The sequence below is a fragment of the Paenibacillus sp. FSL H8-0315 genome (assembly GCF_038005365.1).
Taxonomy (GTDB): domain Bacteria; phylum Bacillota; class Bacilli; order Paenibacillales; family Paenibacillaceae; genus Paenibacillus_AQ; species Paenibacillus_AQ odorifer.
The window spans coordinates 1,355,605-1,382,394 of record NZ_JBBOTA010000001.1 but is presented as its reverse complement, the minus strand read 5'-3'; the positions used below and the strand labels follow the sequence as shown (position 1 = coordinate 1,382,394).

Here is a 26,790-nt window from a genome sequence, read left to right as displayed (position 1 = left end):
TCTGAAGCATTCACTATTCGCCAGATGTCAAAGCAACCGGAGGTAGTCATGAATAAAGCATTAAGAAATCCAGTGGTATTTTTCCTTTTCGTTCTTCCAGCATTGATATTGTTCACGATGTTTTTCATTTACCCCATTTTTAGTTCTATTTATTACAGCTTTACTAGTTGGAACGGTGTATCGGAGACGGTTAAATCAGCCGGATTAAGTAATTATGAGAAAGCTCTAGGAGATGAACGATTCTGGATATCCGTTAAAAACAACGGTTGGTTTATTCTTTTCTCCGTATGTATACAGGTACCGTTGATCGTATTCTTCTCGTTATTAATTTCTAATGTGAAGAAGTTAAAGGGCTTATATAAGACAGCAGTCTTTATGCCTTCCATTATGTCTACAGCGGTTATCGGTATTCTCTGGGGGTTTATCTATGAGCCCAACATTGGACTTTTTAATAAGCTCCTTAGTCTAGTAGGAATTAATCCTATTTACTGGCTGTCAGATGAAAGATTTGCAATGCTTTCTATTTTGTTGACGAATGCTTGGCAGTGGACTGGATTTTATATCGTTATGGTCCTAGCGGCGATTCTAGCTATTCCTGGTGAATTGGATGAAGCTGCAGCCATTGACGGCGCAACTGGATTTCAACGCGCTACTCGTATCACGCTTCCACTAATCGTACCAATCATCTCGGTTGTAATTATGCTATCGATTGCTGGAGCAATGAAGGCTGCGGATATCGTCATTGTTATGACTAAAGGTGGACCGGCAGGTTCAACCGATGTAATGGCAACATACATGATTAAATATGCGATCACGAACTTTAAGTATGGATACGGAAATGCCATCGCTGTCCTGATCTTTGCGTTTACACTGGTGGTTACAGTCCTTTATCAGCTGCTGATTGCACGTCGTACAGAAAGGATTGAATACTGATGCCACGCGCCCTGAAAAAGAGTCTGCCACATATTGCCCTTTTATTCTATTTGTTAGTGATCCTGTTTCCTTTCCTATTCGTATTATTCTCATCTGTGAAAAAGGATAATAATGAGATTGCGCTTAATCCTTTTGGCATCCCAAAGGAATTCGTCTTCAATAACTACGTGGAGGCTTGGGTAAATGCCAAGATTAGTACTTACTTTTTCAACAGTTTGTACATTTCGATCCTTGCCTCTGTAGTGTCCATTCTGCTTGCGTCTATGTTTGCTTTTGCGGTTACGCGGATGCGTCAGGGGAAATGGAATACTATTTTGTTCTCACTGGTTTTAGTAGGAATGCTCATCCCGAATAATGCTTTAATGCTGCCGATTTATACGATTGTACGTAAGTTAGGAATACTGAACACCCACTGGGCGTTGATCATTCCTTATATCGCCAATGCGATTCCATTTACCATCATTATTTTAGCAGCATTTATGCGAAACTTACCTAGAGAAATAGAAGAAGCTGCGGTCATGGATGGCTTGAAGGCACCGGGTATCTTTGCTAGAATTATTGTACCTCTAACGGTTCCGGCTATGGTTACTGTATTCATTGTTAATTTCCTGGGAAATTGGAACGAGTTCTTGCTAGCTAACTACTTCCTGTCGAATGACGAGCTGCGAACGCTTCCAGTAGGTATGGTCCAATTCCGGGATCAATACCAGATGAACTATGCACAAATGTCAGCCGGTATCGTCTTCAGCGTACTGCCGGTAATTATCATTTATGCAATTCTTCAGGAGAAGATTATTGAAGGTGTGACAGCGGGCGGCGTAAAAGGATAACTTTATTCTCAGTCAGGAGCACTAGCCGATGAATTTGCGCTATAAATTATTTACGGCATTTTTGGGCCTGATTATCATTCCTTTATTTATTCTAGGCATGCTTATGTTTTTTGTGACTTATAATTCTATTGAAAAAAAGTACAGCCAGCAGTCGGAATACTCACTTAAAGCGATTAGTTACAGTATTTCTAATGTATTAAAAGATATGGATAACGTTACAGACAACGGAATTGCTACCTCGGTGTTTCATATGGCCCTTAGTGCAGATGATCCTAACAACCAGGATTTGACTGATGCTGAGCAACTGAATCTGAATGCGAGCCAGCGCAATTTCCGTAGTCTGTTGTTTAATCATCCATCGATCAGCTATGCATTTTTGTACAATTTTAACGGTAGAGGTAACTCTGAAATCGTGTCGCTTTTTAACAAGGAAAATTTCCGAACGCTACCCTATGATACATTCAAAAAAAGTGATCTGTACCAGGAAGTTATGGACTTAAATGGTGTGCCGAAATGGCTGGCTCCTCACGAGTATCCCGAGCTTACGGGTACTGAACCTGTGTTTACACAAATTCGGCTAGTGAAGGAATTGAGCTTCTTTCAGAACATAGGTATCCTAGTTGTGCAGATCAAGAATTGGGAGTTCGAATCCATATTTCGCAATTTAAAAATTGGGGATAGCAATCAGGATGTTTCCTTTATGCTTGTAAATGATGATGGAATGATTCTTTTTGACCCGGATCAAAAGCTGGATGGACAGGACTTCCAGTCTTTCGCGGATAAAGAGATTACCTTTAAAAAAGGGTTTCAGAGTTTCAAAACAGAGTACAACGGGGAGAAAAGCATTCTTTCCATGTATCATTTGAAGGACTATCCATGGAGTCTGGTATCTGTGACTTCTTGGGATACGTTGTCTCATGAAGTTACAGTATTTGCTCGCTGGTTCGTCGCTGTGATTTTTCTTTGCTTATTGGCAGCTGTGATCTTCAATTTATTTTTTATGAACCGGATTACCGGCGGCATCGCTGTCATTGTTCGTTTTATGCGCCGGGTTGAAGACGGAGATCTGACCACTAGGGTAGAAGTTAAAGGGAATGATGAGCTAACGCTGCTTGCTAAGGGTTTTAATGATCTTATGGATAAAATCAATGGATTGTTTAACAGAATTCATGTGGAGCAGCGTCGCAAGAATCAAGCTGAGATGCGTGTTCTGCAGGCACAGATTAAACCACATTTTTTATTCAATACATTAGAATCAATCAATGTTCTCGCTATACAGAATGAAGGCAAAAAAGTTAGTGAGATGGTCTACAGGCTGGCCAGTATTTTGCGAATCAGCATTCAGGATCGGGAAGAGATTACACTGGATGAAGAAGTTAAACATTTACGCAATTATTTGGATATACAAAAATTCCGCTTTGAAGATTTGTTCGAATACGAGATCGATATTCCGAATGAATTGATGAGTTGCGGTATCCTTAAACTCACGTTACAACCGCTTGTAGAGAACAGCATTCAACATGGATTTGAGGGCATTGATTACAAAGGTCATGTTTCTGTGAAGGTTTGGGAGAAGCAGGGGGATTTGATTTTACGTATTGAAGATAATGGTATTGGTATTACACCGTCTCAGTTGGCTATTTTTCAATATATTGTGAATGATCCTGTGGAGCAAGAAGTTAAGGCTGAACGGGATAACCGGATGAATCTTGAACGCAGAGGTCTTGGTATTCGCAGTGTAGCAGATCGCATCCGCATTGAATACGGTGACAGGTACGGAATATTTATCTGTTCTAGTCCAGGTCATGGTACTATTATCCAATGTGTCATACCTAAATACGAGCAGGGGGAAGATCATTATGCTAAAAGTATTATTGGTTGATGACGAAGCCCCAATTCTGAATAATCTGAACAGGGTGTTGCCTTGGCAGGAGATGGGGATGGAGGTTGTCGGTATGGCGCGAAGCGGAATGGATGCTTTGCGTATTGCCGAGGAGAAACAGCCTGATCTTGTGTTATGTGACATCCGTATGCCAGTGATGGACGGGTTAACTTTTATCGGTAAGTTGCGGGAGATGGGATTGGATAGCGAGGTGCTGCTTCTTACCGGATATCAGGAGTTTGATTATGCACGGGAAGCGATTCGGCTAGGTGTTAAAGAGTATATTTGTAAGCCGATACATTATGAAGAGCTTGGCAATAAGGTACGGGAGATTGGGGCTAAGATCCGTAGTAAGCAGTTTAAGAATAAACTGTATAATAGCATTCCAATTTTTCAGGAAATCCCTGAAGGTGAAGATGATTCTGGCAAAAAAACACCGGATCAGCTGATGAACCAAGCAGCTAAGTACATCACAGAACATCTCCATTCTGATATTGGGATTGAGGAAGTGGCGAATAAGATCGGGATTAGTGGCAGTTATTTCTGTCTCTTATTTAAGAATCGTTTTGCTATGACCTTCGTGGAATACGTGACCCTACAACGAATTGAAGCTGCTAAGTTTATGCTAACTAACAGCGATAAGAGTATTACGATGATTGGCTCGGGAGTTGGCTATCAGGAGCGGCGTTATTTTACCAAGGTATTTCAGAAGCAGACAGGAATGTCGCCTAAGGAGTATCGCGACCGATGCCGGACCGAAGTGCAGTGAGGTTAGCTGCTGAGTGGTGAGGTTAGCGTCGCTCCAAGGAATGTTTGTTGCTGAGTGGTGAGGTTAGCGTCGCTCCAAGGAATGTTTGGACTTCCGGTCGCTGTTATCCTCAGATTTCTTGATTAGAAACCGCTATTAGCGGTTGAAATCCGAGGATAAAGGCGAACGCTACGCTCCTACAGTTCCAAACTTCCTCTCCGTTCCTTCTCCCTCACCCCTCTTCGTAGTATAGGGGCCGTCCCACACCTACGGATGTGGGCCTCTCTGGGAACACAAGGACCGATCGCCTAGTTAATTTAAGGCAGGAATTATCGACCAGCCCTTGGCTGTGATAAAGTACGAAGATTATCAACCAGCCTTAGCTGTGATAAAGTACGAAGATTATCAACCAGCCTTAGCTGTGATGAAGAGAAAAAGATTATCGACCAGCCCTTGGCTGTGATGAAGAGAAAAAGATTATCGCCCAGCCCTTGGCTGTGATGAAGAGAAAAGATTATCGCCCAGCCTTTGGCTGTGATAAAGAGCAAAGATTATCAACCAGCCTTTGGCTGTGATAAATGCGATTAAGGTACATAAGCTATGATTAATTAAATTTTTTGCCTCTATTATAGGCTGAAGAGATGGTTTTCCTCGATTTTCGAGGATAATCGTCTCTTTTTTTATAGAAATATAATATGTTCCCTATACTCCCATAAATTATCATATGTTTTAATTAGAGTGTAAGGAGGATACACAAAACGTTAGGCAAGCAAGAGTAATTGGGGCTTAAGAATGGGATGATGGAGAATGGGGGAACCAAAAATGAGTGTGACGAATCCTTCCGTCAGCTTGTCAGAAGTAAAGAAACCAGGCAGGGGAAGAACGCCGAATTTTCTTAGAGTAATGAAGAAATATTGGGTGTTCTATTTGATGATGTTACCTGCGATAGTGATTCTAATCATCAATAACTACATACCGATGTTAGGAACGGTAATTGCATTTAAGGATATCAATTACCAAAAAGGGATTCTAGGTAGTGATTGGGTCGGGTTAGCGAACTTCAAATATTTAATCTCGACGGAGACGGCCTGGATCATTACGAGGAATACGTTATTGTATAATACAGCGTTTATTATACTAACGCTATTTTTTTCGCTGGCTTTCGCAATTATGTTTAACGAAATGCGCAGCAGATGGCTATCGAAATTCCATCAAAGCGCTATGTTTCTCCCTTATTTTCTCTCTTGGGTCGTCGTAAGTTACTTAGTATACGGCTTTCTGAGTGCAGAGCATGGGTTCATGAACAAGACATTACTCCCGTTCTTTGGGGTAGATCCTATCGAATGGTATTCACAGTCCAAATATTGGCCTGGGATTCTAGTAATCGTGAAGATATGGAAAGAGATTGGGTATACAACGGTTATTTATATGGCCGCTATTATTGGAATAGATAATGAATATTATGAGGCTGCACTTATTGATGGAGCTTCTAAATGGAAGCAGATTCGAAAAATCACACTGCCGCTAATCAGCCCAGTTATTATAGTAATGACGCTGCTGCAGATAGGTAGGATTTTTAACGCAGACTTCGGATTATTCTTTCAGGTTACGAGAAATGCAGGAGCGTTATACTCGACGACGCAGGTTATCGACACATATGTATATCAAACCTTCCTCGCAATCGGTGATATAGGAATGTCTTCAGCCGCGGGTCTCGTTCAATCTGTTGTAGGATTTCTATTGATTTTCTTAGCGAATCTAGCAGTGCGGCGAATCAGTAAAGATGATGCTTTATTCTAAAGGGAGGTGGGAGTGTTGAGCCAGACAGAAACAGCAATAGGGTCGTCACGGCGTACAGGGAAGCGCACAAAACGGCAAAGACAACCCAATGAAATATCTAATATATCTAATTTGCTAATTAATATATTCTTTTGGATATACACAGCGATTTGTGTGGTGCCGCTGATCCTCGTAGTTATTGTATCGTTTTCGGACGAGAATTCCGTTATCCAGAACGGCTACAGCTTTTTTCCTAACAAGTGGGATATTTCTTCTTATGAATTTCTGTTAAAAGATTATTGGCAAATTATCGATGCAGCTTCCGTTTCGTTATTTGTGACTGTGGTGGGCACGATTCTGAGTCTTATCATTATGGCTATGTACGCTTACCCTATCTCACGTGGAGATTTTCCACATCGTAATTTCTTCTCATTTTTTATGTTTTTTACAATGTTGTTTAATGGTGGCCTTGTGCCTTGGTATCTGGTCTACACGCGAATGATGCATATGAAGGATACGTTATGGATTCTAATTATGCCGCTGCTGGTTTCTGCTTTCTTTGTTATCATCTTACGGACCTTTTTTGCCAATACCATACCGCCAGCTTTAATCGAATCTGCTAAGATCGATGGGGCACCAGAATTCCGGATCTTCGTTCAAATTATTTTGCCTTTGTCTATGCCAGTGTTAGCTACAGTAGGTTTGTTTCAGACCCTGGCCTATTGGAATGATTGGTACCTTAGTTTGATCTTTATCTCACCCGAAGGTCATGTCAATTTACAATACCTAATGTATAAGACGATGCTGAATGTTCAATTCCTGACAGCAAGTCCTCAGGCGATGGCTGCCTTGGCTGCACAGGGTGTAGAAATCAATATTCCAACAGAAACGGTAAGAATGGCGATGGCTGTTATTGGTATTGGACCTATCGTGTTTGTATATTCCTTCTTCCAGAAGTATTTTATTAAAGGGCTTACCGTGGGTGCTGTCAAAGGTTAAGGACGATTGTAATGGCTTAATTCGGCCGCTTTATGCTAAGGTGTGAACGGCCGATTCAGCATATATAAATATTTTGAGGGAGGTTATGGTGTATATGAAAGCTGTTAGAAAAAGCGCACTAATGACACTATTGCTAACGATGGTACTGAGTCTTAGTTTAGCAGGCTGCGGTGGGAATAACGGGAATAATGAAGCAGCTTCACCTGCTCCAAGCGAAAATGCAACCGCTACCAATGCTGCTGCTACGGATGAGCCAGCCGCGGATCCTACTGCCGAACCGGCAAAAGAATTGGAGCCTTATACCGTCAAGTTAATTTATGTCGGTGCCGTGCAAAAGGATGAAAAAGCTGTAGAAGATGAAATCAATAAGTTATTGGAACCTAAAATCAACGCCAAATTGGATATCGCACCGATCGATTGGGGTCCATGGGACAATGATGTCAATCTGAAAATTGCGAGTCAGGAAAAATTCGATATCATCTTTACAGCTCAATGGAAGAACTACGTAACGAATGCAGCTAAAGGCGCTTATCTCCCGATTAATGACGATAGCGGCAAATATGGTAATCTCCTAAATGAATACGGCCAAGGAATTCTAAAAAATCTGGATCCACAATTCTTAAAAGGTTCAGCGATCAATGGTGTGAATTATGCTGTTCCTACAAACAAGGAGCTGGCTGCACAAGGTGGGGTTGTCTATCGCTCCGATATTGCGGATGAACTGGGCATCGATATGTCAAATGTGAAATCCATCCAAGATCTGGATGCAGTTCTCAAAGTAGTGAAGGAGAAAAGACCTGACCTGACTCCATTGTATTTCAAACAAGGTGAGACCTTTAACTCACAGTACATGGCACAATACGATACCCTTGGTGATGCTGCCATTCCTGGTGTTCTGCTTAAAGATTCCTCAGATACTAAGATTCAATCGATGATTGAGATGGATCGTTATAAAGAAATCATTAAACTTACTCGTGAGTATATGAAAAAAGGTTACATTAACAAAGACGCAGCTGTTGCTACAAATTCGACTCAGGATGCAATGAAGGCTGGCAATGTCTTTATGACAGTGCAATCGCTTAAACCAGGTAAAGATAGTGAGCTGGCGAATGCTACCGGCTTGATTGGCAAGCTGAAACAAATTGCATTCAATGATCCAACGATTTCTACAAGTGATGCTGCTGGATCTATGCTTGCGATCTCCGCTTCCTCTGGTGATCCGGCCCGGGCCATGATGGTGCTAGATATTCTGCACACAGATAAAGATATCAACAATCTGCTTGTTTTCGGTATAAAAGGTGTGCACTATGAAGTCGTAAGTGGTGATACGATCAAAGCTACAGATAAAACAGCTGATTATAATACGGCTGCAGCTTGGATGCTTGGAAGTCAATTCCTGAACCCCGTGTGGGAAAGTGAAGCTCCAGACAAATGGGAACAATTCAAAGCCTTTAACTCTAAAGGTAAAGCCTCTGTAGCGCTTGGTTTCAACTTCGATGCCTCCTCAATGAAGACTGAAATGGCTGCTTGTAAAGCTGTAATGGATGAATACGACATCAGTTTGGATACGGGTTCTGTTGATCCTGATACCGTACTGACTAAGTATGCTGATAAGCTGAAAAAGGCAGGGCTCGATAAGATTATTGCAGAGAAACAAAAACAGCTGGATGCTTTCCTGGCTGCGCAAAAATAAAGCGAAAATGAATTCAAAAAAGGCTCTCCCCGGCAGGCTGATTTAGCCGGGGAGAGCCTTTTTATGATATTACTTAGCGGAAGGAGCTGTCTATTCGCTTTGCGGCTTGAACAGCAAGGGTCCAAGCCAGTTCAGGAGTTAGCTCGCCTTTTTCAGCTTTGGTCAAGTATTCGAGCATGCTTGTCTCCACGTCAGCATGATGAGGGCCGTAATAGGTGGGAATTACTGCTTTTGCTGCTGACGAAAGGGTCAGACCAAGCTCTGAATTAGGAAAATAAGGATCATGCAGATCGTGGATTTCTGGGTCATCATAGATTTCGGGGGTGGAAGGGAAAGCCCCTTGTACCTTGAAAGAAACCAATTGCTGCGTTGGTTCGGTTAGCCATTTAATAAGAGCAAAGGATTCATCAGGATGATTACCTGTCTTTGGTAAGGTCAGAACGGAGCCTCCGCGATTAGCACTGTTTTCTGGGATTTGTGTTACATTCCATAAACCGCTGGCAGTTGGAGCACTGCTCTTGATATGACCAATCATCCAAGCCGGACAGAGCATGACTGCAAAATCTCCGTTGAGCAGGCCTGCACCCCAGCGTTGGGTATCCACTGCAATACTGGCGGACAGATTTAGCTTAAGGGCTTGAATTGAGAAGTCCCAGGCTCGTTTGACCGCTGGATTATTGTCGAGGATCAATTCTTGTGTTGTGGGACTGTAATATTGAAGCTTGGACTGACGTAGAAGGGTGAGATAGAGGTTCTCCAAGTCATTTACAAAAGCTTTTCCTGTTCTCTCCTGTACTTTGGTGCCCGCTTCAAGGAATTGATCCCAAGTTTGGATTTCTTTAGCCACTTCCTCTGGTTTAGTAGGGAGGCCTGATAATGCGAATATATCCGTTCGATATAACATGGCATAGGGTCCAATTTCCGTTGGTAATCCGAAAATAAAATCATTACCCAGCACCTCCTGCCACTTCCAATTCAGAAATTGGTCCTTCAGATTGTCAGCTTCAAAGGTTTTTAGATTATAAAAATAATCAGGAAATTGTTTGAAGCGATCTAAATAGCTAATATCAATGGCAGCCACATCCGGCGAACTATATCCAGCTGCGAACGAGGTCTGTAGCTTGGCTGGAAGCTGCGTGGAGGTGGAGGTCTGAATATGAATCTCTAGCTCGGGATGCTGGGATTGATATTGGTCAATGAGCGACTCAAGACCTGATCCAGCAGTGAGCCAGATGTTCAGCTGTATCGGGTCTTGTAAAGCGGTATCTTCCTTGGAAGGGGAGAGCTGACAACCACTTGTATTAAGTAACAAGCCAAATGTTAATAGGACAGTAATCAACTTACCATTTACATTCAAGAGAAACACACCTCTGCTTTATTTGTTGTGCTTCTGAAATTCCTGAGGAGTCATCCCCATATATTTCTTGAAAATGAGACTGAAATATGCAGGATCCTTAAAGCCTACTAATTCGCTAACCTCATATACCTTGAGAGTAACATTCTCTAATAATTCAGTAGCTTTTTGAATACGAAGTTTGGTAAGAAAGCTAGAGAAAGGCTCCCCTACATCATCTTTAAACAATCGGCCGAGATAGGTAGGATTCATATACAGTTCGTCTGCGATCATCTTGAGGGAGAGATTTTCTTGGAGCCGGGAATTCATAACCTCAATCATCATAGAGATTACCCTGCGCGTTGCCTTTACTTGTAGTTGTTCAGTGAGCTGTGGAGAAGCCGAATGCATGGAGAGGTCTCTGAAAAAGATAACGGATGGCGTACTCTCTTTTTTGACCTGCTGACAAGCTTCCAGACTCTCATGATAGGCGGTTGCGAGCGCCCCCAATTGATAGTGAGGGTTGGAGACCCCTGCACAAAATGGCGATTTCAGAATGCCTGATAGCTTATGCAGCAGCTCTTGTGTCAATACCTCATCAACGCCGTTAGGCTGCTCAAGAGGATAGAATAATAGCATGATGGCTTCCTGCTCCTCTTGAATGCCAACAACGTTGGCGTACAGCGCAAAACATTCTTCTAATATATTTATAACTGCTGCATACATGGCTTGTTCCGACCAGTTCTGAGGCATGCCCACTCCAAGATGGTTTACGGTTACGACTACAAAGGAATGAAAAGGAGGAATAAGTTGTTCTTCAAAATAGGGCAACGGGATGCCGTAAAGAAGATCAGATAAGCGTTTCTCCCGAAGGTTTTTTTCTCTTAGCTGCGTTAATTGCCTCTGCTGTTTCTTCAATTGAAGACGTTCATATACGCCTGTTGCGACTTCAAGAATATGTTCTACTGAATTTGGTTTAACCAAATATTCCTTTACACCATAACGGATGGCTTGACTGGCATAGGTGAAGTCCTGATAACCTGTGAGCAGCACGGTTTCAGTGTCTGGATAACATTCATGGATATGCTTAGCGAGTTCCAGCCCATCCATGCCGGGCATTCGGATATCGGATATCACCAGATCAACCATATGCTCTTTTAACAATTGCACAGCCTCTAAACCGTTCTCTGCCGAGCCAATAATGCTAAAGTTGTGATTCGCACTTCCCAGCATTTCTGACAGAGAACGGCGAACAAAACTTTCATCGTCCACGATTAACACATTCATCGTTGTGCCCCCTTAACTTTGATCATACTGTAATGGAACAGTGACCTTCACAAATAAGCCACCAAGCTCGCTTGTTGATAGCTGTAGACCAAATTCCTGTCCGTAGATTAGCTCTATGCGATGATTTAGATTAGATAGTCCAATTCCGGTATGAAGCAGCTTCTCCGGATTAACCTCACCGCCGACTAATGCGTCTGCCATACTTTCCTCGCTCATGCCGTCCCCGTTGTCTTCTACAGTTAACACCAGAGAGGTTCCTTCACTATAGGCGCGTATGCGAATTAGCCATACTTTCCGAAGTGTGGGTTCAAGTCCATGAGTAATGGCATTTTCGACAAGTGGCTGAAGGGTTAATTTCATAAGCTGGCCATTCATAACCTCAGGATTTACAAAAAGATCAATCTGCAATTTGTCCTCGTAGCGCAGCTTCTGGAGAAAAATGAATCGTTCTAATTGCTTTAAATCCTCCTCAACTGTAACGAATTCGGATCCGCGGTCAATACTATAGCGGAGCAGATCACTTAGAGCGAGTACCATTTGGGACTCTTCCTGCATGCGCTTGTTGGCGAGCGACCAATAGATTGTATTCAAAGTGTTATAAAGAAAATGCGGGCGGAATTGCGCTTTGAGTGCTACGATCTGAGCTTGCTTTTCACTAATTTGTTTGCTGGATAGGTCAGCTATAGTATGATCCAGGTTTTGGAGCATCGAATTATAGCTTGAATAAAGGATAGCCATTTCTTTGTTCATGGTTGTTTTTACAAAAGGTAAAGTAGTTCCCCGTTCGACATTGCTCAGCTTGGTTGCCAGATTACGAAGGGGCTTGGATAGGGTCCAAGAGAAAAAGAAAGTGAATAGTAGGGCAGCACCCATCCCCAGCAGGCCAATTAAAATAATATTCCGGCGAATCGTATTTAAATCTTTAACAGCGTCTTTAGAATCAATGTAAGCAAAAACGCTCCACTCGCTATAGTCGGAATAGGCATAGGATACGAACAGATTGCGTGAGTTTATTTTTTGTGGAACGATTCTGGCTTTATGATTGCTGAATTGTTTTAGAAGCCCGTCGTTCATATAGAGTCCAATTTCTTTTGGATCTGTGGAATAGACAATGGTATTAAATGAATCAACAACTTGGATTTTCTCGTTTTTGCCGAGGTGAAATTGGCTGATAGCGTTATGGATAACCTCGACAGGGAGGACAAGAAACAGGGTTCCTAACCGGTTTAGATCATTCCAATCATTAATTTGTCTGGCTCCCATCACCACAGGGATATTACCGTTCTGCCATACATCTACACCGAACCAGACCATTCGGCCTTTATTCTGTGCTATAGCCGGAAACCAATAAGCATCGCGGATTTCCTTTTCGCTGTCCCAGATGACCTTTAAGGAACTGCTGTTGGTATACACCTGATCATCGGACAGACCGAGCAGCTTGAACTGGATGTCAGAGTTTATGGAACGTGTCTGTTGATCTATGTAACGAGTAATTTCCATGGCGTCTGTACGAGGTGAACGTGACAACGCTAAGTCACCCAAGGTTTCTTGAATCAAGGGACTGAACATGATCGTAGAAGAAAGCTTATCGTTATCCTGAAGAATTGCGTCCATTTTACCTTGAAGTTGCTTGACGGATTCCAGGATATATTGGTTGGAGCGGTTTAGAACAGCTTGAGAGGAAGAGCGGTAGGACAAAAAAATGGTGAATCCTACGATGGTGAAGATGATTAGAGAGAAGCCCATGATTAATTGAACGAGGATGGAGATTTTTTTGGACATGTTATCCCTCGCATGTAAAAGATATTCTTCCATACATTGTAACAAAAGCAAATGAAAGCGAATATAGTCAGACGAAAAATAAACATATTTATAGAAAAAATCTCATTTTTTTCAGGGGAAACAGCGTGGTTGTCCAACAATATTTAATACAGCGTTAATCTTTCTTTACTTAATAATGAAACTTTTTATGGTGGCATGCGTCTAATACTATGTTTGTTATGACGATCGTGGCAAAAGCTTTTTGCCGCCCTACCGTGGGTGGCAGCATTTTGCGGGGAATATAAGAGGAGTATGAAAAAGACAGAGACCTACTTATATTTACAAATAGGAGCAGAGGAGTTATATCATGGATTTGAAAAAGTTAACGTTAGTTGCTGTTTTGGCCGTATCTCAGGCCGCCGCGGCAGTGCCGGCTTTTGCTGAAGCTGTCAATAATACCCCAAGTAATACTACTGTAGTTGGGACAGTTGTTTCAGCTGCGCCGGAGGTAATGCCAGAATCTACTGATCCATTGCCGCCATTGCCGACGGAGACGCCAGGAGGAGTAGTGTCACCGACACCAACACCTACTCCAATTCCTGCAGAGACAGTTGATCCTACGGCTACTGTTGAACCTACAGCAACAATTGCACCTACTGCAACACCGCTTCCGACTGCAACACCTGGAGTTACTACAGAACCTACAACAACAGATGGTGCTCGTGCTGCGGCTAACAGTCAGCTTATTCTTATGATGAACAGCAACAAAATGTATCAGAACGGCCAGGAATATTTAGCTAATCAGCCTATGGCAGTGAAAAACGGCGTATCCTACGTTTCGATCCGGGCTATGGTAGAACGTGTAGGCGTGAAATACGTTTATGATTATAAAACGAAAGAAACCATTGTTACCAAGGGAAGCGACGTTATGCGCTTTAAGACCGACAGCAAGGTCTATACAGTTAATGGTGAGAAGAAGACGATGAAAGGTCCAGCTTACCAATACAAGGGGACTTTCATGGTTCCATTGACATCCATAACTGGAGCACTGGGCATTCCATATACCGTTGATAATGTGCAAAAACGAGTAATCCTTACATTAAACAACAAACCTAAAGCTTCCTTCACAGTGCCAACTGAAATTTACGCCGGTGAACCAGTGACCTTCGTAACCTCCAGCTCCTCACCAAATGGTGTAGCTATTGTGGATGAAAGCTGGGGAGGTAACAAGCAGGATATCTATGATCAACCAGGATATTATGTAGTAACCTATTCCGTAATGGATGCGAATCAACAGTGGAGTGATCCTTACACCATGACCATCACAGTGCTTAAACCTAATACACCTCCAGTTGCTAATTTCACTACAGACAAGGATTCATACAAGATGGGTGAAATGATTACTTATACCGATCTAAGTAGCGATCCTGATGGTGATGAAATTACCGTAACTTGGACGAACAAGGCCGAGGCTTTCTTTACTCCGGGGCCAGCGACAATTGCTGTCCAAGTAAAAGATTCACATGGCGCGATCAGCACGTTTGAGAAAACCGTTAATATTTCGGATGAAATCTTGTACAGTAAAGAAGATTTCAACAGATTATTTGCATCTCCGGGCAGTGTGTTTAGCATCGATGGATCGATGGTCCCTACTTGGCAGCAAGTAGCTTATAATCTTTCTTCCGAGCCTTATAAACTAATTCGCAGCAACAGCCCAGAAACGGTGTATACAGAAGGTGTTACTTACCGTGAGACTTCTTTGGGTAAAACCCGCTTCTTGATTCACCACAAGAATAACCTGAATATTAAAGCTAAAGTGTATGTGATTGCTACGAATAACAATTTGTACCCAACGACGCTTACAACCGAATATGTGGGCTTTGCAGGCCCAAGCACATATCCTGAAGGTACTGGTAAAATGTCTGTAGAACGTTATTGGAAATCTATGCTTACAAATGAGCATTATAAAACGATTGTTCTGCAACCAGGGGAAAGTGTCTCAATTCTGACCGATCTAAACCAAATTGCTATGAAACCAAGTGAAATTGTTTCACTTCAAGCGGACTTATTTAGTGATTATCCAATCGATTATAATGTCATGTTGATTGATGCGAATAAAGATCCACTGACTACACTTCCAACACTTCCAGTTCTGGATCGAGACGGAGTGCATAATCGGGGAACTTACGAAGATTCTACTCGTATTATCACGGTTACCGATGAGGTAGGAAAAACTCCTGCAAAACTTCTGCTAGGCGATAATTCCAGTGATAAGAACCTGGCTGGCGTAGACCCAATGGCAGGTACGGAAGCATCCAATGCCGGTAATTTCGGGGTATTATACAAGATCAGATTCGAAAATGTTGCACCAAACTCATTGATTACGTTTAATCCACGTGGCGGTAACTATATGGGGCCGGTTATGGTTAATAACCAAATCGTGCATATGCCAAGCGTGGGAAGTCTCTCGAACGCTGACATGAACAGTGTGGTTTATCGTAGTGGTGAGTATGGAGGTTCTGTGGAGATTTTGTTCACAGCAGCTTCAGGCAGTAACTTGCCGGTCAATTTCCTCATCACTCCACTTCCAGCAAAGAAATAACAAATAGGAATATCCCTATAAGCTCTATTGGGGAATTATCTACAATAAAGGCCCGGCTGAATATTCCGTAAGGGAATACGGAGCCGGGCTTTTGTTTAAATATAATAATTCAGAGGTTGCGTAGGGGCGCTTCATGGTGCTTCATTGACGGGGCATTTATTTTGGGGCATTATTAAGAGAGTGAAATATAAATGAACTGATCTTATGGGAGATGAGCGTATGCTGTCGACAGAACAAATATTAGAAGTCATGTCGGGGCAAGGACTGCGAATCACCGACCAACGCAAAACGCTTGCCCAGTTATTCGGCGAGAATAAGGGATATTTGTCAGCGAAGGATGTATATGAGCATATGGGCCGTAAGTATAGCGGACTTAGCTTTGATACGGTGTACCGCAATCTTCGTGTAATGGAAGAGCTTGGTGTGCTTGAACAGATTGTCTTTGAAGACGGAGTGAAGTTCAAGGGAAGCTGCAATCATCAGGATCATCACCATCATATGATCTGCCTTCAATGCCAAAAGACCTACCCGATTAATTTCTGTCCGATGAATTTAACGGATACACCCGATCAATTCCGGGTAGTCAAGCATAAATTTGAGGTGTTCGGTTATTGCAAAGAATGTGAAGAGAACCGGGAAGAAGAATTAGTTGCAGCATCAGATAAACAAAAGGGACTTTAGAAATGGTGACCCTACGCAGAACGATTCAGGCACCTATTCGGGTGTATCGCAGGTACATTTCCCCTATTAAACCTGCAACCTGCCGCTTCTATCCAACCTGCTCTGCCTATGCCCTGGAAGCCATTGAAGTCCATGGTCCATTGAAAGGCTCATGGCTTGCAGCTAAGCGGATTGCCAGATGTCATCCCTTTCATCCTGGAGGACTTGATCCTGTGCCGCCCCTTCAAGATGAATCTGCTGAGAAGGATTCTGCCCCTGCGACTTGACATGGGGCCTTACCATTGGGTATATTCACAAGTAATAGTATGAATTCCGAAGAACGGATAAGTAAATCGTTACGTCCATTACAGAGAGCCGGAATATGCTGAAATCCGGTATGGAGCGTTAGATTGAATATGGTCCGGGAGGAACTGTGTTCGAGCGGGAACTGCAATTGTGGTTCACGTAAGATAACAGCGTGATCCAGCGTTAATGGACAGTTCCCGCGAGGGAACTGGCGAAGCCTGCGCTCTGTGAAGAGACAGGAAATTTGGGTGGTATCGCGTGAGTTATACTCTCGCCCCATTATGGGGGCGGGAGTTTTTTGTTTTTTAATAAGAAAGGATGATTACTGAATGAGTGAGAAAAAAACGTTTTACCTAACGACACCAATTTATTATCCAAGTGACAAGCTACATATCGGACATGCTTATTCAACCGTGGCAGGAGACGCAATGGCCCGTTACAAACGTCTGCGCGGCTACGAAGTGCGTTATCTAACCGGTACAGACGAACATGGACAAAAGATCGAGCGGAAGGCAGAGGAAGCAGGAAAGACCCCTCAGCAGTTCGTAGACGACATTGTTGTTGGTATTAAGGAGCTATGGCGTAAGCTGGACATTTCGAACGATGACTTCATCCGTACTACGGAAGAGCGTCATAAAAAAGTGGTACAGGATATTTTTGATCGGTTGCTGCAGCAAGGAGACATCTATAAAGGTGAATATGAAGGCTGGTATAGTATCCCAGATGAAACCTTTTACACAGAAACGCAATTAGTTGATATAGTGCGTGATGACAACGGTGTGATTACTGGTGCAAAAAGCCCAGATAGCGGCCACCCGGTTGAGCTGGTGAAGGAAGCAAGTTATTTCTTCCGGATGAGTAAATATGCGGATCGTTTGCTGCAATTTTACGAGGAGAATCCAGAGTTTATTTTGCCGGAATCCCGTAAGAACGAAATGATTAACAATTTCATCAAACCCGGACTGGAAGACCTTGCAGTTTCCCGTACAACCTTTGATTGGGGCGTAAAAGTTAAGGGCGACGAGAAGCATGTCGTGTACGTGTGGATTGATGCCTTGACTAACTATATTACTGCTCTGGGTTATGGTTCCGAGGATCGCACCTTGTATGACAAGTTCTGGCCTGCGGATGTACACATCGTTGGTAAAGAAATCGTTCGTTTCCATACCATTTACTGGCCGATCATTCTGATGGCGCTTGGTGAACCCCTTCCGAAAAAGGTATTTGCCCATGGCTGGTTGCTCATGAAAGATGGAAAAATGTCGAAATCTAAAGGTAACGTAGTTGATCCTGTGACACTGATTGATCGTTATGGCTTGGATGCATTACGTTACTACCTGCTGCGCGAAGTACCGTTTGGTTCGGATGGCACGTTCACACCGGAAAGCTTTGTAGACCGGGTTAACTATGACCTTGCCAACGACCTTGGTAACCTGTTGAACCGTACAGGGGCTATGGTTGAAAAGTATTTTGCAGGCGAGATTCCGGCATATGAAGGAAATGTAACAGCATTTGATGGTGAGCTTCAAGCTGCGGCTGAGAATACTTATTCCAAAGTAGAAGAAGCTATGGAAAAAATGGAGTTTTCCGTGGCGCTGACAGCTATCGGAATATTCATTAGCCGCACCAACAAATATATCGATGAGACACAACCTTGGGTGCTTGCCAAAGATGAAAATAGAACCGCCGAGCTGGCTTCAGTGATGAGACATCTGGTGGAAGGTCTGCGTACCGCTTCAATCCTGCTGCAGCCGTTCTTGACACAAACACCAGCAAAGATCTGGGAACAGCTGGGTATTGAGCCTGGTGAGTTAACGACTTGGGATAGCGGTAAGACCTTTGGCCTGATTCCGGCAGGAACAAAGCTGGTGAAAGGCAATCCAATCTTCCCACGTCTAGATGTGGAGCAAGAGGTAGCTTATATTGCCGAGGCTATGGGCGCTGGTAAAGCTGCGGCTGAAGTGGCGGAAGCGGCTGCTCCTACTGCTGCGGACTCCGAGCCAGTGGAAGAGCATAAAGAGGAAATCGGCATTGACGATTTCGCTAAAGCAGAGCTGCGGGTAGCCCAGGTTATTGCTGCAGAGCCAGTGAAAAAAGCTGACAAGCTGCTGAAGCTGCAACTGGATCTGGGTTATGAACAACGTCAAGTGGTTTCTGGTATCGCGAAATTCTATACACCGGAAGAGCTGGTGGGACGTAAAGTGATTTGTATCGTAAACCTTAAACCGGTGAAGCTGCGTGGGGAGTTGTCCCAAGGGATGATTTTGGCGGCTTCTAAAGATGACCAGCTAACGATCGCTACCGTGCCGGACAGTATGCCAAACGGAGCAGTAGTGAAATAAGACAATACTGTTGTAGAAATTTTTTAATGAGGTTGCTTGAACAAGGGAATGCTCCTTCAGCCGGGTTGGTTGTGGGAGCATTTCTTTTTTATAAAGGACGATACCGTCTTTCTTCTGAGTGAGGTTTCTTTGTTGACTTATCGTAACGATTACTATTATACTACTAATAGTAAAATTTACGATTTGAGGGGTAGATCAATATAATGGCGGCAATGAAATCACGTATAAGTTTGCTCGTCCTTGCACTGGTACTTGTATTTACACTAAGTGCATGCGGACCTAAGAGCAGTGGAAGTATAGTTGAAGGGAAAGTAAATGTAGTTACAACCTTTTATCCTATTTACGAGTTTGCTAAGGAGATTGGCGGGGAAGATATCAATGCTATTAACCTGCTTCCAGTGGGTGTGGAGCCACATGATTGGACACCGCGCAGTCAAGATATTATCAACACTTCTAAGGCACAGCTATTTCTATATAACGGTGCAGGCTTAGAAGGCTGGGTTCCTAACTTTTTAAAAGGCCTTGATAGCAGCAGTAAAGTTAAGGCGGTTGAAGTAAGTCAAGGTATTGATTATATCATGACCGATGAAGATGACGGGCATGATCATGGGGCAAGTGAGGAAGAGTCTCATCAAAATGAGGACACGGATCATAACAGTAATGCCTCAGGAGACAGCCTGCATACAGACCCGCATACTTGGGTAAGTCCAAAATCAGCCATTGTCATGGCTCAGAATATTAAAGAAAGCCTTCAGTCCGTGGATCCTGAGCATAAAGACGGTTATGAAGAGCGTTACAATAAGCTTGCGGAACGTTTGCAGGAGTTAGACAGTAAATTCAAAGAGGAGCTTGCTAAGCTGCCCAACCATAAGATCGTAGTATCGCATCAGGCTTTTTCTTACCTTGCCCGTGACTATGGATTGGATCAGCATGCGATTATGGGACTTTCGCCAGACGCTGAGCCGCGCGGACAGGATTTAGTGAAGCTTGCGAAAATGGTAAAAGATGAAGGGATTAAGTATATCTTTTTTGAAGAGCTTGTCTCCGATAAACTGGCTAAGACTCTGGCCGCCGAAGCGGGCGTTTCCACTATGGTGCTTAATCCGGTAGAGGGACTTACTGCGGAGCAAGAGAAGAACGGCGATAATTACTTCACTCTGATGGAGAAAAATTTGCAAAATCTGATTATGGCCTTACAATAATAAGGAAAGTATAAGGGAAAGGCGGTACTTAAGCATGCAATCGGTATCCTTGGACTGCCATCAGCATATCATCGATATACAGGATCTTTCTTTTTCATATGGGGAACAGAAGGTGATATCGAATCTTAACTATAGTGTAAGAGAACGAGATTTCCTTGGTATCATTGGTTCTAATGGTGCTGGTAAAACAACATTGATGAAAATGATCGTTGGCTTGCTTCCAGCGAGCAGTGGTGAAATTAAATTATTCGGAACGCCTGTCCGCAAGTTTAAAGACTGGGAACGGATCGGGTATGTTCCGCAAAAGAATGCCTTCAACCCATTGTTTCCAGCAACGGTGCGTGAAGTAGTTCTGTCAGGTCTATATAATAACAAGAATCTGATCCGCAGAGTATCTAAGGCTCAGCATCGTCAATGTGAGGATGCACTTGAAGTCATGCGGATACAAGATATCGCGGAGAAAAGAGTAGGCCAGCTGTCAGGCGGTCAGCAGCAGCGTGTTTTTCTGGCTCGGGCGCTGATTAACCATCCTGACCTGCTGATTTTGGACGAACCTACGGTGGGTATTGATGCCGAATCGCAAGCGGGATTCTTTGAATTAATTACCCATATGCATGCTCATCATCATATGACCTTCCTGATGGTGTCGCATGATATCGACATGATCAAAAATTATTTAGGTCATGAGCCCGTGCAGACGAATGGTAAAATCAACTTTTACTCCCGCCACTCACATGATCTCCAGAATTGCACAGAAGAGAATCTGCAGCACACGCTCTCTTAAGTCATAATTAAACTCTGAATCGCAGCTTTCTCTGCGATTTGAGCTATACATAGTGTGCGAGTGCGGAAGTCGGGGACTCAATCCTTGTTGATTTTAATCTTTCTCGTATCTAGGCACCGCCAGTCTGCAAGCGTGTCCCTTTAGGGACGAAAGCGATCTTTCCCCGACCTATCTATGTTCAGTAACACTAACTCCTACGCTAGTTGCACTTAACGGGTGTCCAGAGGGCAGAGCCCTTGGGGCCCTCCCTTGGAAGGGAGGGTTTGGGAGGGATCGAAAAAGGTTTGAAAAAGGTTTTTAATGTTCGAATGGTTCGAAAAGGTTCCGAAAGAAGGAGAGTTTAAGTTGGAAATACTATTTAGCGATTTTTTTCAGCGGGCGCTTGCGGGCGGACTGCTGATTGGTATAACAGCGCCGCTTATAGGCGTTTTTCTTGTGCTTAGACGATTATCCATGATCGGAGATACGCTGGCTCATGTTACTATAGCGGGGGTGGCACTCGGTTTTCTAACAGGATTTTATCCGCTGGGCGCAGGCCTTATCTTTGCAGTGGTAGCGTCCTTCGCGATTGAAAAGCTTCGCAAGGCTTATAAGAGTTATGCGGAGCTGTCGATTGCCATTATAATGTCAGGCGGAGTGGCGTTGGCTTCACTCTTTTTCACCTTAGGAAAAGGGTATAATGCGGACGTAATGAGTTATTTGTTCGGCAGCATTTATACGCTCGATAATACCGATTTGATCGTTGTAGGCATAGTGACTATAGCTGTTGTAGTGGTAGTTTCGATGTTCTTTAAAGAGTTCTTTTTGCTTAGCTTTGAAGAGGATGCAGCAAGTGTAAGTGGGCTTCCGGTGAAACTGCTTAACATGCTGATCACCATTCTGACAGCACTTGTGATTAGCACAGCCATCAAGATCGTAGGCTCGCTGTTGGTATCTGCTTTGTTGACTATTCCGGTCGCAATCAGCTTATTGCTATCCCGTAGCTTTAAATCCTCGGTCATCCTGGCGGTTATTATTTCGGAGATTGCCGTTGTAGGCGGACTAGTGGTAGCTGGAGTCTGGAATTTGGCTCCCGGTGCAACTATTGTGCTTTTGCTCATATCATTATTGGTATTAACCTTGATCGGTAAAAAGGGATTGCCAGCATAAACAGCGAATTAAGTAATCGGTATCACATTAGGCAAGCATAAACGCCTTCGGTGTCCTTGTAAGGACGATAAGCGAAAAAAAGGAGCCATAAGCAGCTCCATGAAGTGACTCGAATGCCGGAAGGAGAGCCGCTATTTTGTCTAATATCAATGCAGGAATTGCTTTAGCCGCAGGGGTGGCATCGTTTATATCGCCATGCTGTTTACCGCTGTACCCCTCTTATTTATCGTACATTACTGGGTTATCCGTTCAACAATTAAAATCAGGCAGCAACTCTAAAGAGGTTCGTATACGCACCCTGACTCATACATTGGCATTTATATTAGGTTTTTCTGCAGTTTTTTACACACTTGGTTTTGGGGCTGGATTATTCGGGCAATTCTTTAATGGCCAGCGTGATCTGATCCGGCAATTGTCGGCGATTCTAATTATTGTAATGGGTTTGTTTTTGCTTGGGATTTTTCAGCCGCAGTTTTTACTTCGTGAACGTAAGCTTGATTTAAAATGGAAACCGGCGGGTTATGTGGGCTCCTTTATTTTCGGAATTGGTTTTTCTGCGGGTTGGTCACCCTGTATCGGGCCGATTTTGACGGCAATTATTGCTCTTTCGGCAAGCGACCCAGGCACTTGGTTTACATTGATTACCGCGTATAGCATCGGATTTGCTTTGCCATTTTTTCTTTTAGCCTTTTTCCTAGGCGGAGTGAAGCGTATCCTCAAGTACTCGAATCTGCTGATGAAGATTGGCGGCGTCCTTATGGTATTTATGGGTATTTTGCTGTTCACGGATCAAATGTTTCGGATCACAGTGTGGCTACAAGGAATAACGCCGGATTGGCTGATTTTTTAGGTGAAGTAATCAATACCTGCTTCCGGAAAGTGCTCGAAAATCCGCTCTGTGATAAATTCTCGCAGGGCGGTTTGCTGTTCATCCGGATAGACATATTTGTTCTGTCCCCAGCGGCCCCATTTCTTTTTGCGTTTCTCCATGTCCATTTCTAGTTTAGATTTCGGGTAACGTTTCTCAATTACAGTCTTGGCTGTTTTGGTGAATCGGTGCTGAATCATTTCAAAGGTTAGACCTTTTCCGATTTCCGGCGGAAGGGTCTTGGCTAATTTGGCCAGCAGCTCCGCATAGCCTTCCTGCCAGCCGTCATACCAAATAATTGGGGCAATGATGAAGCCCAGTGGATAGCCGGCGCGGGCAACCTTTCCAGCCGCTTCAATTCGCTCTTCAAACCGCGAGGTAGCAGGCTCGAAATTTTTGATCACATAGTCAGCATTCACGCTAAAACGAATTCTGGTATGTCCGTTATGCTGCAAATCGAGTAGGGGTTCAACATGTTGGTATTTGGTCACAAAGCGCAGGCGGCCAAGGGGCTCCGCTGCCATGAATGTGATGAGTTCTGACAGAGACCCGGTAATATGCTCCAGTCCTAACGGATCTGAGGTACAGGCTGCTTCAAAAGTCGTGATTTCAGGGCTGCGCTCCTCGATATATTTTTTTGCGGCGTCAATGATGTCTTCGGTGTTAACATATACACGAATGTAAGGCTTTGCCCCTAAAGTAGTCTGCAAATAACAATAATGGCAGTGGCCCATACAGCCAGTTGCGATCGGAATTGCATAATCTGCGGAGGGTTTGGATTGGTCAAACTTTAAGGTTTTGCGCAGGCCGACTACAAGTGTTCTTTTGGCAATTTTATATTGCTCGACCTCTGTGTCACCCGGGAAATTCATTATACGGTTATGCGATGTAGTCATGCGATAGGGAATATTGTTAGCCTTCACCCATTCCATGATTCGTTCACCTTTCGGGTAATTTAAAGCATCCGGCTCGAAGAAAACAAGCTCGGGGACAAAAAGGGCTGTAGCTTTTATGGTTCTCTTTACGGGAGGGGTCTCAGGTGTCACTATAGTCATGAATTCACGCTCCTTCTGAAAGATGAGTACGTTTATTATGCCTAACTGAGTCTCATTAGAAGCATGGCAATCATGGGTAACTCCTCAGCATGTTCTCTTGAAGGACTTGCCAAGGGGCGTTAGAAACATGTATCATTGTTAGAGCAAGGTTTGGCTCGGCGCCAGGTTCATTATAGAAAAGAGGTAAATTTTAATGCCAACACCCAGCATGGAGGATTATTTGGAGCGCATATATAAGCTCATTGATGAGAAAGGTTATGCGCGGGTCTCGGATATTGCCGAGGGACTGGAAGTACACCCCTCCTCTGTGACCAAGATGATCCAAAAACTGGATAAGGACGAATATCTCATCTATGAGAAATATCGTGGGCTTGTCCTAACCAACAAAGGGAAAAAAGTAGGGAAACGTCTTGTTGATCGTCATCAACTATTGGAAGAATTCCTCGGTTTGATCGGAGTACAGCAGGAATTTATCTATAATGATGTTGAAGGGATCGAGCACCACCTGAGTTGGGATTCGATTACACGTATCGAAACGTTGGTGGAATATTTCCGCCGCGATGAAGAACGTCTGCAGACTTTATATGCTATTCACAATGAACTGGCAAGCGATTCTTGAAATGTTTTTTCCCGAAACGGATATCGTCCTTAAAGTTATGCCCAGCAAGGCTTTGGTGAGCATAAACTACTAGATGGTATAGCCGTTTCTATTTTGTTTAGTGCAACCTTTCCCAGTTTTTAGCGTCAAAACGGATAAGTCCTTTTTCTGGCTGAGACTGATACCACTCTTTTGAAGGGTGGAATCGGTACATCAACTTGGAGGATTGATCCGTTTTTTCTTTTTTTTATAGGATACATATTATTTTAGATTTGGGGAGGAATTATGAATTATCGTAAATGGATGTTGGGATTGCTAGTATTAGTATTGTTTCTGCCTTTATGGTCTCCTGGGGCACGTGCGGCAGCTGTGCAGATTACCATTGAACTGGATGGCGAGGCGCTGGCAAGCGATGTGCCGCCGTATATCACAGCTTCGAATGTAACGATGGTGCCAATTAGCGTCATTAGTAAAGGGTTGAATGCTGGAGTAGTTTGGAATCAAAGCAGTAAGACAGTAACAATCACGCAAGGAGATACAGAGATCAAGCTGACCAGTGGCCAGAAAAGTGCATTAGTTAATAATGCTTCTGTAGCCCTCGACACCTCAGTACAGATTAAGCAGGGACGGGTTATGGTGCCGCTTCGTTTTGTAAGTGAGCAATTGGGGTTACAGGTTATCTGGGATCAGGCAACCAAACATATTTCTTTGTACTCTAATACAGAGCCGCCGCAGGCTGCTGATCCGGAAACACCAGCAGTACCTACAGCGACTCCAGTCGTTACGCCAACGCCGACCCCAACCCCTACAGCGACTCCAAAACCGACCTCGCCAACAGTTCCAAGTATTCCTGGTGCGTCGGCTAACAAGGAGATGAAGGGAGCCTGGATCTCTACAGTATTTAATCTGGACTGGCCTTCAGTAGCTTCTGCAGGTAACGAAGCGAAACAAAAACAAGAATTTGATAATCTGCTGGACAAGCTAAAAGCTGTTGGTTTTAATGCTGTTTTTGTACAGGTTAGAACCTCAGCAGACAGCCTGTACCCTTCTGTTCTAGTTCCTTGGTCTAAGGTGCTGACCGGAACACAAGGAAAAAATCCGGGTTATGACCCGTTGAGCTATATGGTCAGCGCTGCACATTCACGCGGTATGCAGTTCCATGCATGGTTCAACCCATTCCGCGCGACAACGGATGCTTCTACATCCGCATTAGCAAGTAATCATGTGGCTAAGTCAAATCCGGAATGGATTGTAGACGCAGGAGGTAAAAAATACATCAATCCAGGGATCCCAGCAGCCCGTCAGCACATTATCGATACAGTGTTGGAGGTCGTCAAAGGCTATGATGTAGATGGTGTCCATTTGGATGATTATTTCTATCCTTCAGGTGTATCTTTTGCCGATGATACTGCTTATAAGACTTATAACACGAAGAACCTGTCCTCTAAGGCGGATTGGCGCCGCGATAATATTAATGAATTCGTCCGTCAATTGGGAGAACAGATTCATAAGGTGAAACCGAAGGTTTCTTATGGAATTAGTCCGTTTGGTGTATGGCGTAATATCAAAAAAGACAGCACAGGTTCGGATACCACAGCTGGAGTTACCGCTTATGACGATATGTACGCCGATGTTCGGACATGGATCAAGCAAGGCTGGATTGACTATGTAGCACCGCAAATTTATTGGAGTCTGTCCTTTAGCACTGCCCGTTATGATAAGCTAGTAGATTGGTGGGTTAAAGAGGTAGAGAATACAAATGTTAAGCTCTATATTGGGCAAGCTGCTTATAAGGTTGGAGCAAGTGACCAGAAAGCAGAATGGCAAAGTGGCGACCAAATCATCAACCAGCTTAAATATAATGAGAAATATAAAGAGGTTGCAGGCAGTATTATGTTCAGAGCAAATGACATTGTAGTCCGCAATCCGTTTGGATTATCAAATTTGCTGACCTTTTATTTTCAGTCCAAATAAGATAA

General features: G+C 43.5%; 21 protein-coding genes and 1 other annotated feature. Of the genes, 17 read left to right on the top strand and 4 right to left on the bottom strand.

The window, feature by feature from the left end:
- Positions 1-48 precede the first annotated feature (48 nt).
- From MHB56_RS06045 to MHB56_RS06015, 7 genes are all read left to right on the top strand, one after another.
- Positions 49-933 (top strand): carbohydrate ABC transporter permease, encoded by an 885-nt coding sequence (locus tag MHB56_RS06045; RefSeq protein WP_036682917.1) that lies wholly within the window; start codon positions 49-51, stop codon positions 931-933.
- A complete protein-coding gene (locus MHB56_RS06040; protein WP_036682912.1) occupies positions 933-1,763 on the top strand; it encodes a carbohydrate ABC transporter permease in 831 nt (276 codons plus the stop codon). Before MHB56_RS06045 ends, MHB56_RS06040 begins: the two co-directional genes overlap by 1 nt.
- A gap of 28 nt (positions 1,764-1,791) precedes the next feature.
- Positions 1,792-3,645 carry a cache domain-containing sensor histidine kinase gene (locus MHB56_RS06035; protein ID WP_076129629.1) on the top strand — a complete coding sequence of 618 codons (1,854 nt, stop codon included), beginning with the start codon at positions 1,792-1,794 and terminating at the stop codon, positions 3,643-3,645.
- Positions 3,623-4,414 carry a response regulator transcription factor gene (locus MHB56_RS06030; RefSeq protein WP_036682908.1) on the top strand — a complete coding sequence of 264 codons (792 nt, stop codon included), beginning with the start codon at positions 3,623-3,625 and terminating at the stop codon, positions 4,412-4,414. Before MHB56_RS06035 ends, MHB56_RS06030 begins: the two co-directional genes overlap by 23 nt.
- A 786-nt stretch (positions 4,415-5,200) precedes the next feature.
- Entirely contained in the window at positions 5,201-6,193 is a 993-nt protein-coding gene (locus MHB56_RS06025) for an ABC transporter permease (protein WP_305953563.1), read from the top strand.
- 15 nt (positions 6,194-6,208) lie between these two features.
- A complete protein-coding gene (locus MHB56_RS06020) occupies positions 6,209-7,171 on the top strand; it encodes a carbohydrate ABC transporter permease (RefSeq protein ID WP_235219483.1) in 963 nt (320 codons plus the stop codon).
- Between the two features lie 94 nt (positions 7,172-7,265).
- Complete coding sequence (locus MHB56_RS06015) at positions 7,266-8,864, top strand: ABC transporter substrate-binding protein (RefSeq protein WP_076184178.1); 1,599 nt, start codon at positions 7,266-7,268, stop codon at positions 8,862-8,864.
- A 73-nt stretch (positions 8,865-8,937) separates the two neighbouring features.
- Here MHB56_RS06015 and MHB56_RS06010 read toward each other — a convergent pair whose 3' ends face one another.
- Genes MHB56_RS06010 through MHB56_RS06000 form a run of 3 tightly spaced genes read right to left on the bottom strand, consistent with a single transcriptional unit; the run spans position 8,938 to position 13,266 of the window.
- A complete protein-coding gene (locus MHB56_RS06010) occupies positions 8,938-10,221 on the bottom strand; it encodes an ABC transporter substrate-binding protein (RefSeq protein WP_076306152.1) in 1,284 nt (427 codons plus the stop codon).
- 18 nt (positions 10,222-10,239) lie between these two features.
- Positions 10,240-11,484 carry a response regulator gene (locus MHB56_RS06005; protein ID WP_076184175.1) on the bottom strand — a complete coding sequence of 415 codons (1,245 nt, stop codon included), beginning with the start codon at positions 11,482-11,484 and terminating at the stop codon, positions 10,240-10,242.
- Positions 11,485-11,496: 12 nt separating this feature from the next.
- Positions 11,497-13,266, bottom strand: a complete 1,770-nt coding sequence (locus tag MHB56_RS06000; protein WP_341143375.1) for a sensor histidine kinase — start codon at positions 13,264-13,266, stop codon at positions 11,497-11,499.
- A gap of 346 nt (positions 13,267-13,612) precedes the next feature.
- Between MHB56_RS06000 and MHB56_RS05995 the strand changes: the two genes are divergently transcribed.
- The 8 genes from MHB56_RS05995 to MHB56_RS05960 all read left to right on the top strand — a co-directional run bounded on the left by MHB56_RS05995 (position 13,613) and on the right by MHB56_RS05960 (position 23,140).
- Positions 13,613-15,847 carry a copper amine oxidase N-terminal domain-containing protein gene (locus MHB56_RS05995; protein WP_076281382.1) on the top strand — a complete coding sequence of 745 codons (2,235 nt, stop codon included), beginning with the start codon at positions 13,613-13,615 and terminating at the stop codon, positions 15,845-15,847.
- A 219-nt stretch (positions 15,848-16,066) separates the two neighbouring features.
- Complete coding sequence (locus MHB56_RS05990) at positions 16,067-16,528, top strand: Fur family transcriptional regulator (RefSeq protein WP_036682896.1); 462 nt, start codon at positions 16,067-16,069, stop codon at positions 16,526-16,528.
- Between the two features lie 2 nt (positions 16,529-16,530).
- Positions 16,531-16,794: a membrane protein insertion efficiency factor YidD gene (gene yidD / locus MHB56_RS05985; protein ID WP_036682893.1), complete on the top strand. Its 264-nt coding sequence runs from the start codon at positions 16,531-16,533 to the stop codon at positions 16,792-16,794.
- 40 nt (positions 16,795-16,834) lie between these two features.
- Positions 16,835-17,095 (top strand) — a binding site (T-box leader).
- Positions 17,096-17,142: 47 nt separating this feature from the next.
- Positions 17,143-19,155 (top strand): methionine--tRNA ligase, encoded by a 2,013-nt coding sequence (metG, locus tag MHB56_RS05980; RefSeq protein WP_076278405.1) that lies wholly within the window; start codon positions 17,143-17,145, stop codon positions 19,153-19,155.
- Between the two features lie 203 nt (positions 19,156-19,358).
- Positions 19,359-20,357 carry a metal ABC transporter solute-binding protein, Zn/Mn family gene (locus tag MHB56_RS05975; protein ID WP_341143374.1) on the top strand — a complete coding sequence of 333 codons (999 nt, stop codon included), beginning with the start codon at positions 19,359-19,361 and terminating at the stop codon, positions 20,355-20,357.
- A 34-nt stretch (positions 20,358-20,391) separates the two neighbouring features.
- Complete coding sequence (locus tag MHB56_RS05970) at positions 20,392-21,141, top strand: metal ABC transporter ATP-binding protein (RefSeq protein WP_036682888.1); 750 nt, start codon at positions 20,392-20,394, stop codon at positions 21,139-21,141.
- A 345-nt stretch (positions 21,142-21,486) separates the two neighbouring features.
- Entirely contained in the window at positions 21,487-22,290 is an 804-nt protein-coding gene (locus tag MHB56_RS05965) for a metal ABC transporter permease (protein ID WP_036682884.1), read from the top strand.
- A 136-nt stretch (positions 22,291-22,426) separates the two neighbouring features.
- Positions 22,427-23,140: a cytochrome c biogenesis CcdA family protein gene (locus tag MHB56_RS05960; RefSeq protein WP_076302716.1), complete on the top strand. Its 714-nt coding sequence runs from the start codon at positions 22,427-22,429 to the stop codon at positions 23,138-23,140.
- On the opposite strand, the gene splB is transcribed toward MHB56_RS05960, so the two are convergent.
- Positions 23,137-24,213, bottom strand: a complete 1,077-nt coding sequence (splB, locus tag MHB56_RS05955; RefSeq protein ID WP_339281228.1) for a spore photoproduct lyase — start codon at positions 24,211-24,213, stop codon at positions 23,137-23,139. The genes MHB56_RS05960 and splB overlap by 4 nt on opposite strands.
- 193 nt (positions 24,214-24,406) lie before the next feature.
- On the opposite strand from splB, the gene mntR reads away from it, so the two are divergent.
- Positions 24,407-24,832 (top strand): transcriptional regulator MntR, encoded by a 426-nt coding sequence (gene mntR / locus MHB56_RS05950; protein WP_036682880.1) that lies wholly within the window; start codon positions 24,407-24,409, stop codon positions 24,830-24,832.
- Between the two features lie 264 nt (positions 24,833-25,096).
- Positions 25,097-26,785, top strand: a complete 1,689-nt coding sequence (locus MHB56_RS05945; RefSeq protein ID WP_076317028.1) for a family 10 glycosylhydrolase — start codon at positions 25,097-25,099, stop codon at positions 26,783-26,785.
- Positions 26,786-26,790: the final 5 nt, after the last annotated feature.

Coding starts and splice junctions, on each gene's coding strand:
- splB (WP_339281228.1), bottom strand. CDS start 24,213: ATGACTATAGTGACACCTGAGACCCCTCCCGTAAAGAGAACCATAAAA.
- MHB56_RS06015 (WP_076184178.1), top strand. CDS start 7,266: ATGAAAGCTGTTAGAAAAAGCGCACTAATGACACTATTGCTAACGATG.
- yidD (WP_036682893.1), top strand. CDS start 16,531: ATGGTGACCCTACGCAGAACGATTCAGGCACCTATTCGGGTGTATCGC.
- MHB56_RS05995 (WP_076281382.1), top strand. CDS start 13,613: ATGGATTTGAAAAAGTTAACGTTAGTTGCTGTTTTGGCCGTATCTCAG.
- metG (WP_076278405.1), top strand. CDS start 17,143: ATGAGTGAGAAAAAAACGTTTTACCTAACGACACCAATTTATTATCCA.
- MHB56_RS06035 (WP_076129629.1), top strand. CDS start 1,792: ATGAATTTGCGCTATAAATTATTTACGGCATTTTTGGGCCTGATTATC.
- MHB56_RS06005 (WP_076184175.1), bottom strand. CDS start 11,484: ATGAATGTGTTAATCGTGGACGATGAAAGTTTTGTTCGCCGTTCTCTG.
- MHB56_RS06025 (WP_305953563.1), top strand. CDS start 5,201: ATGGGGGAACCAAAAATGAGTGTGACGAATCCTTCCGTCAGCTTGTCA.
- mntR (WP_036682880.1), top strand. CDS start 24,407: ATGCCAACACCCAGCATGGAGGATTATTTGGAGCGCATATATAAGCTC.
- MHB56_RS05990 (WP_036682896.1), top strand. CDS start 16,067: ATGCTGTCGACAGAACAAATATTAGAAGTCATGTCGGGGCAAGGACTG.
- MHB56_RS06030 (WP_036682908.1), top strand. CDS start 3,623: ATGCTAAAAGTATTATTGGTTGATGACGAAGCCCCAATTCTGAATAAT.
- MHB56_RS05970 (WP_036682888.1), top strand. CDS start 20,392: ATGCAATCGGTATCCTTGGACTGCCATCAGCATATCATCGATATACAG.
- MHB56_RS05975 (WP_341143374.1), top strand. CDS start 19,359: ATGGCGGCAATGAAATCACGTATAAGTTTGCTCGTCCTTGCACTGGTA.
- MHB56_RS06045 (WP_036682917.1), top strand. CDS start 49: ATGAATAAAGCATTAAGAAATCCAGTGGTATTTTTCCTTTTCGTTCTT.
- MHB56_RS05945 (WP_076317028.1), top strand. CDS start 25,097: ATGAATTATCGTAAATGGATGTTGGGATTGCTAGTATTAGTATTGTTT.
- MHB56_RS06040 (WP_036682912.1), top strand. CDS start 933: ATGCCACGCGCCCTGAAAAAGAGTCTGCCACATATTGCCCTTTTATTC.
- MHB56_RS06000 (WP_341143375.1), bottom strand. CDS start 13,266: ATGTCCAAAAAAATCTCCATCCTCGTTCAATTAATCATGGGCTTCTCT.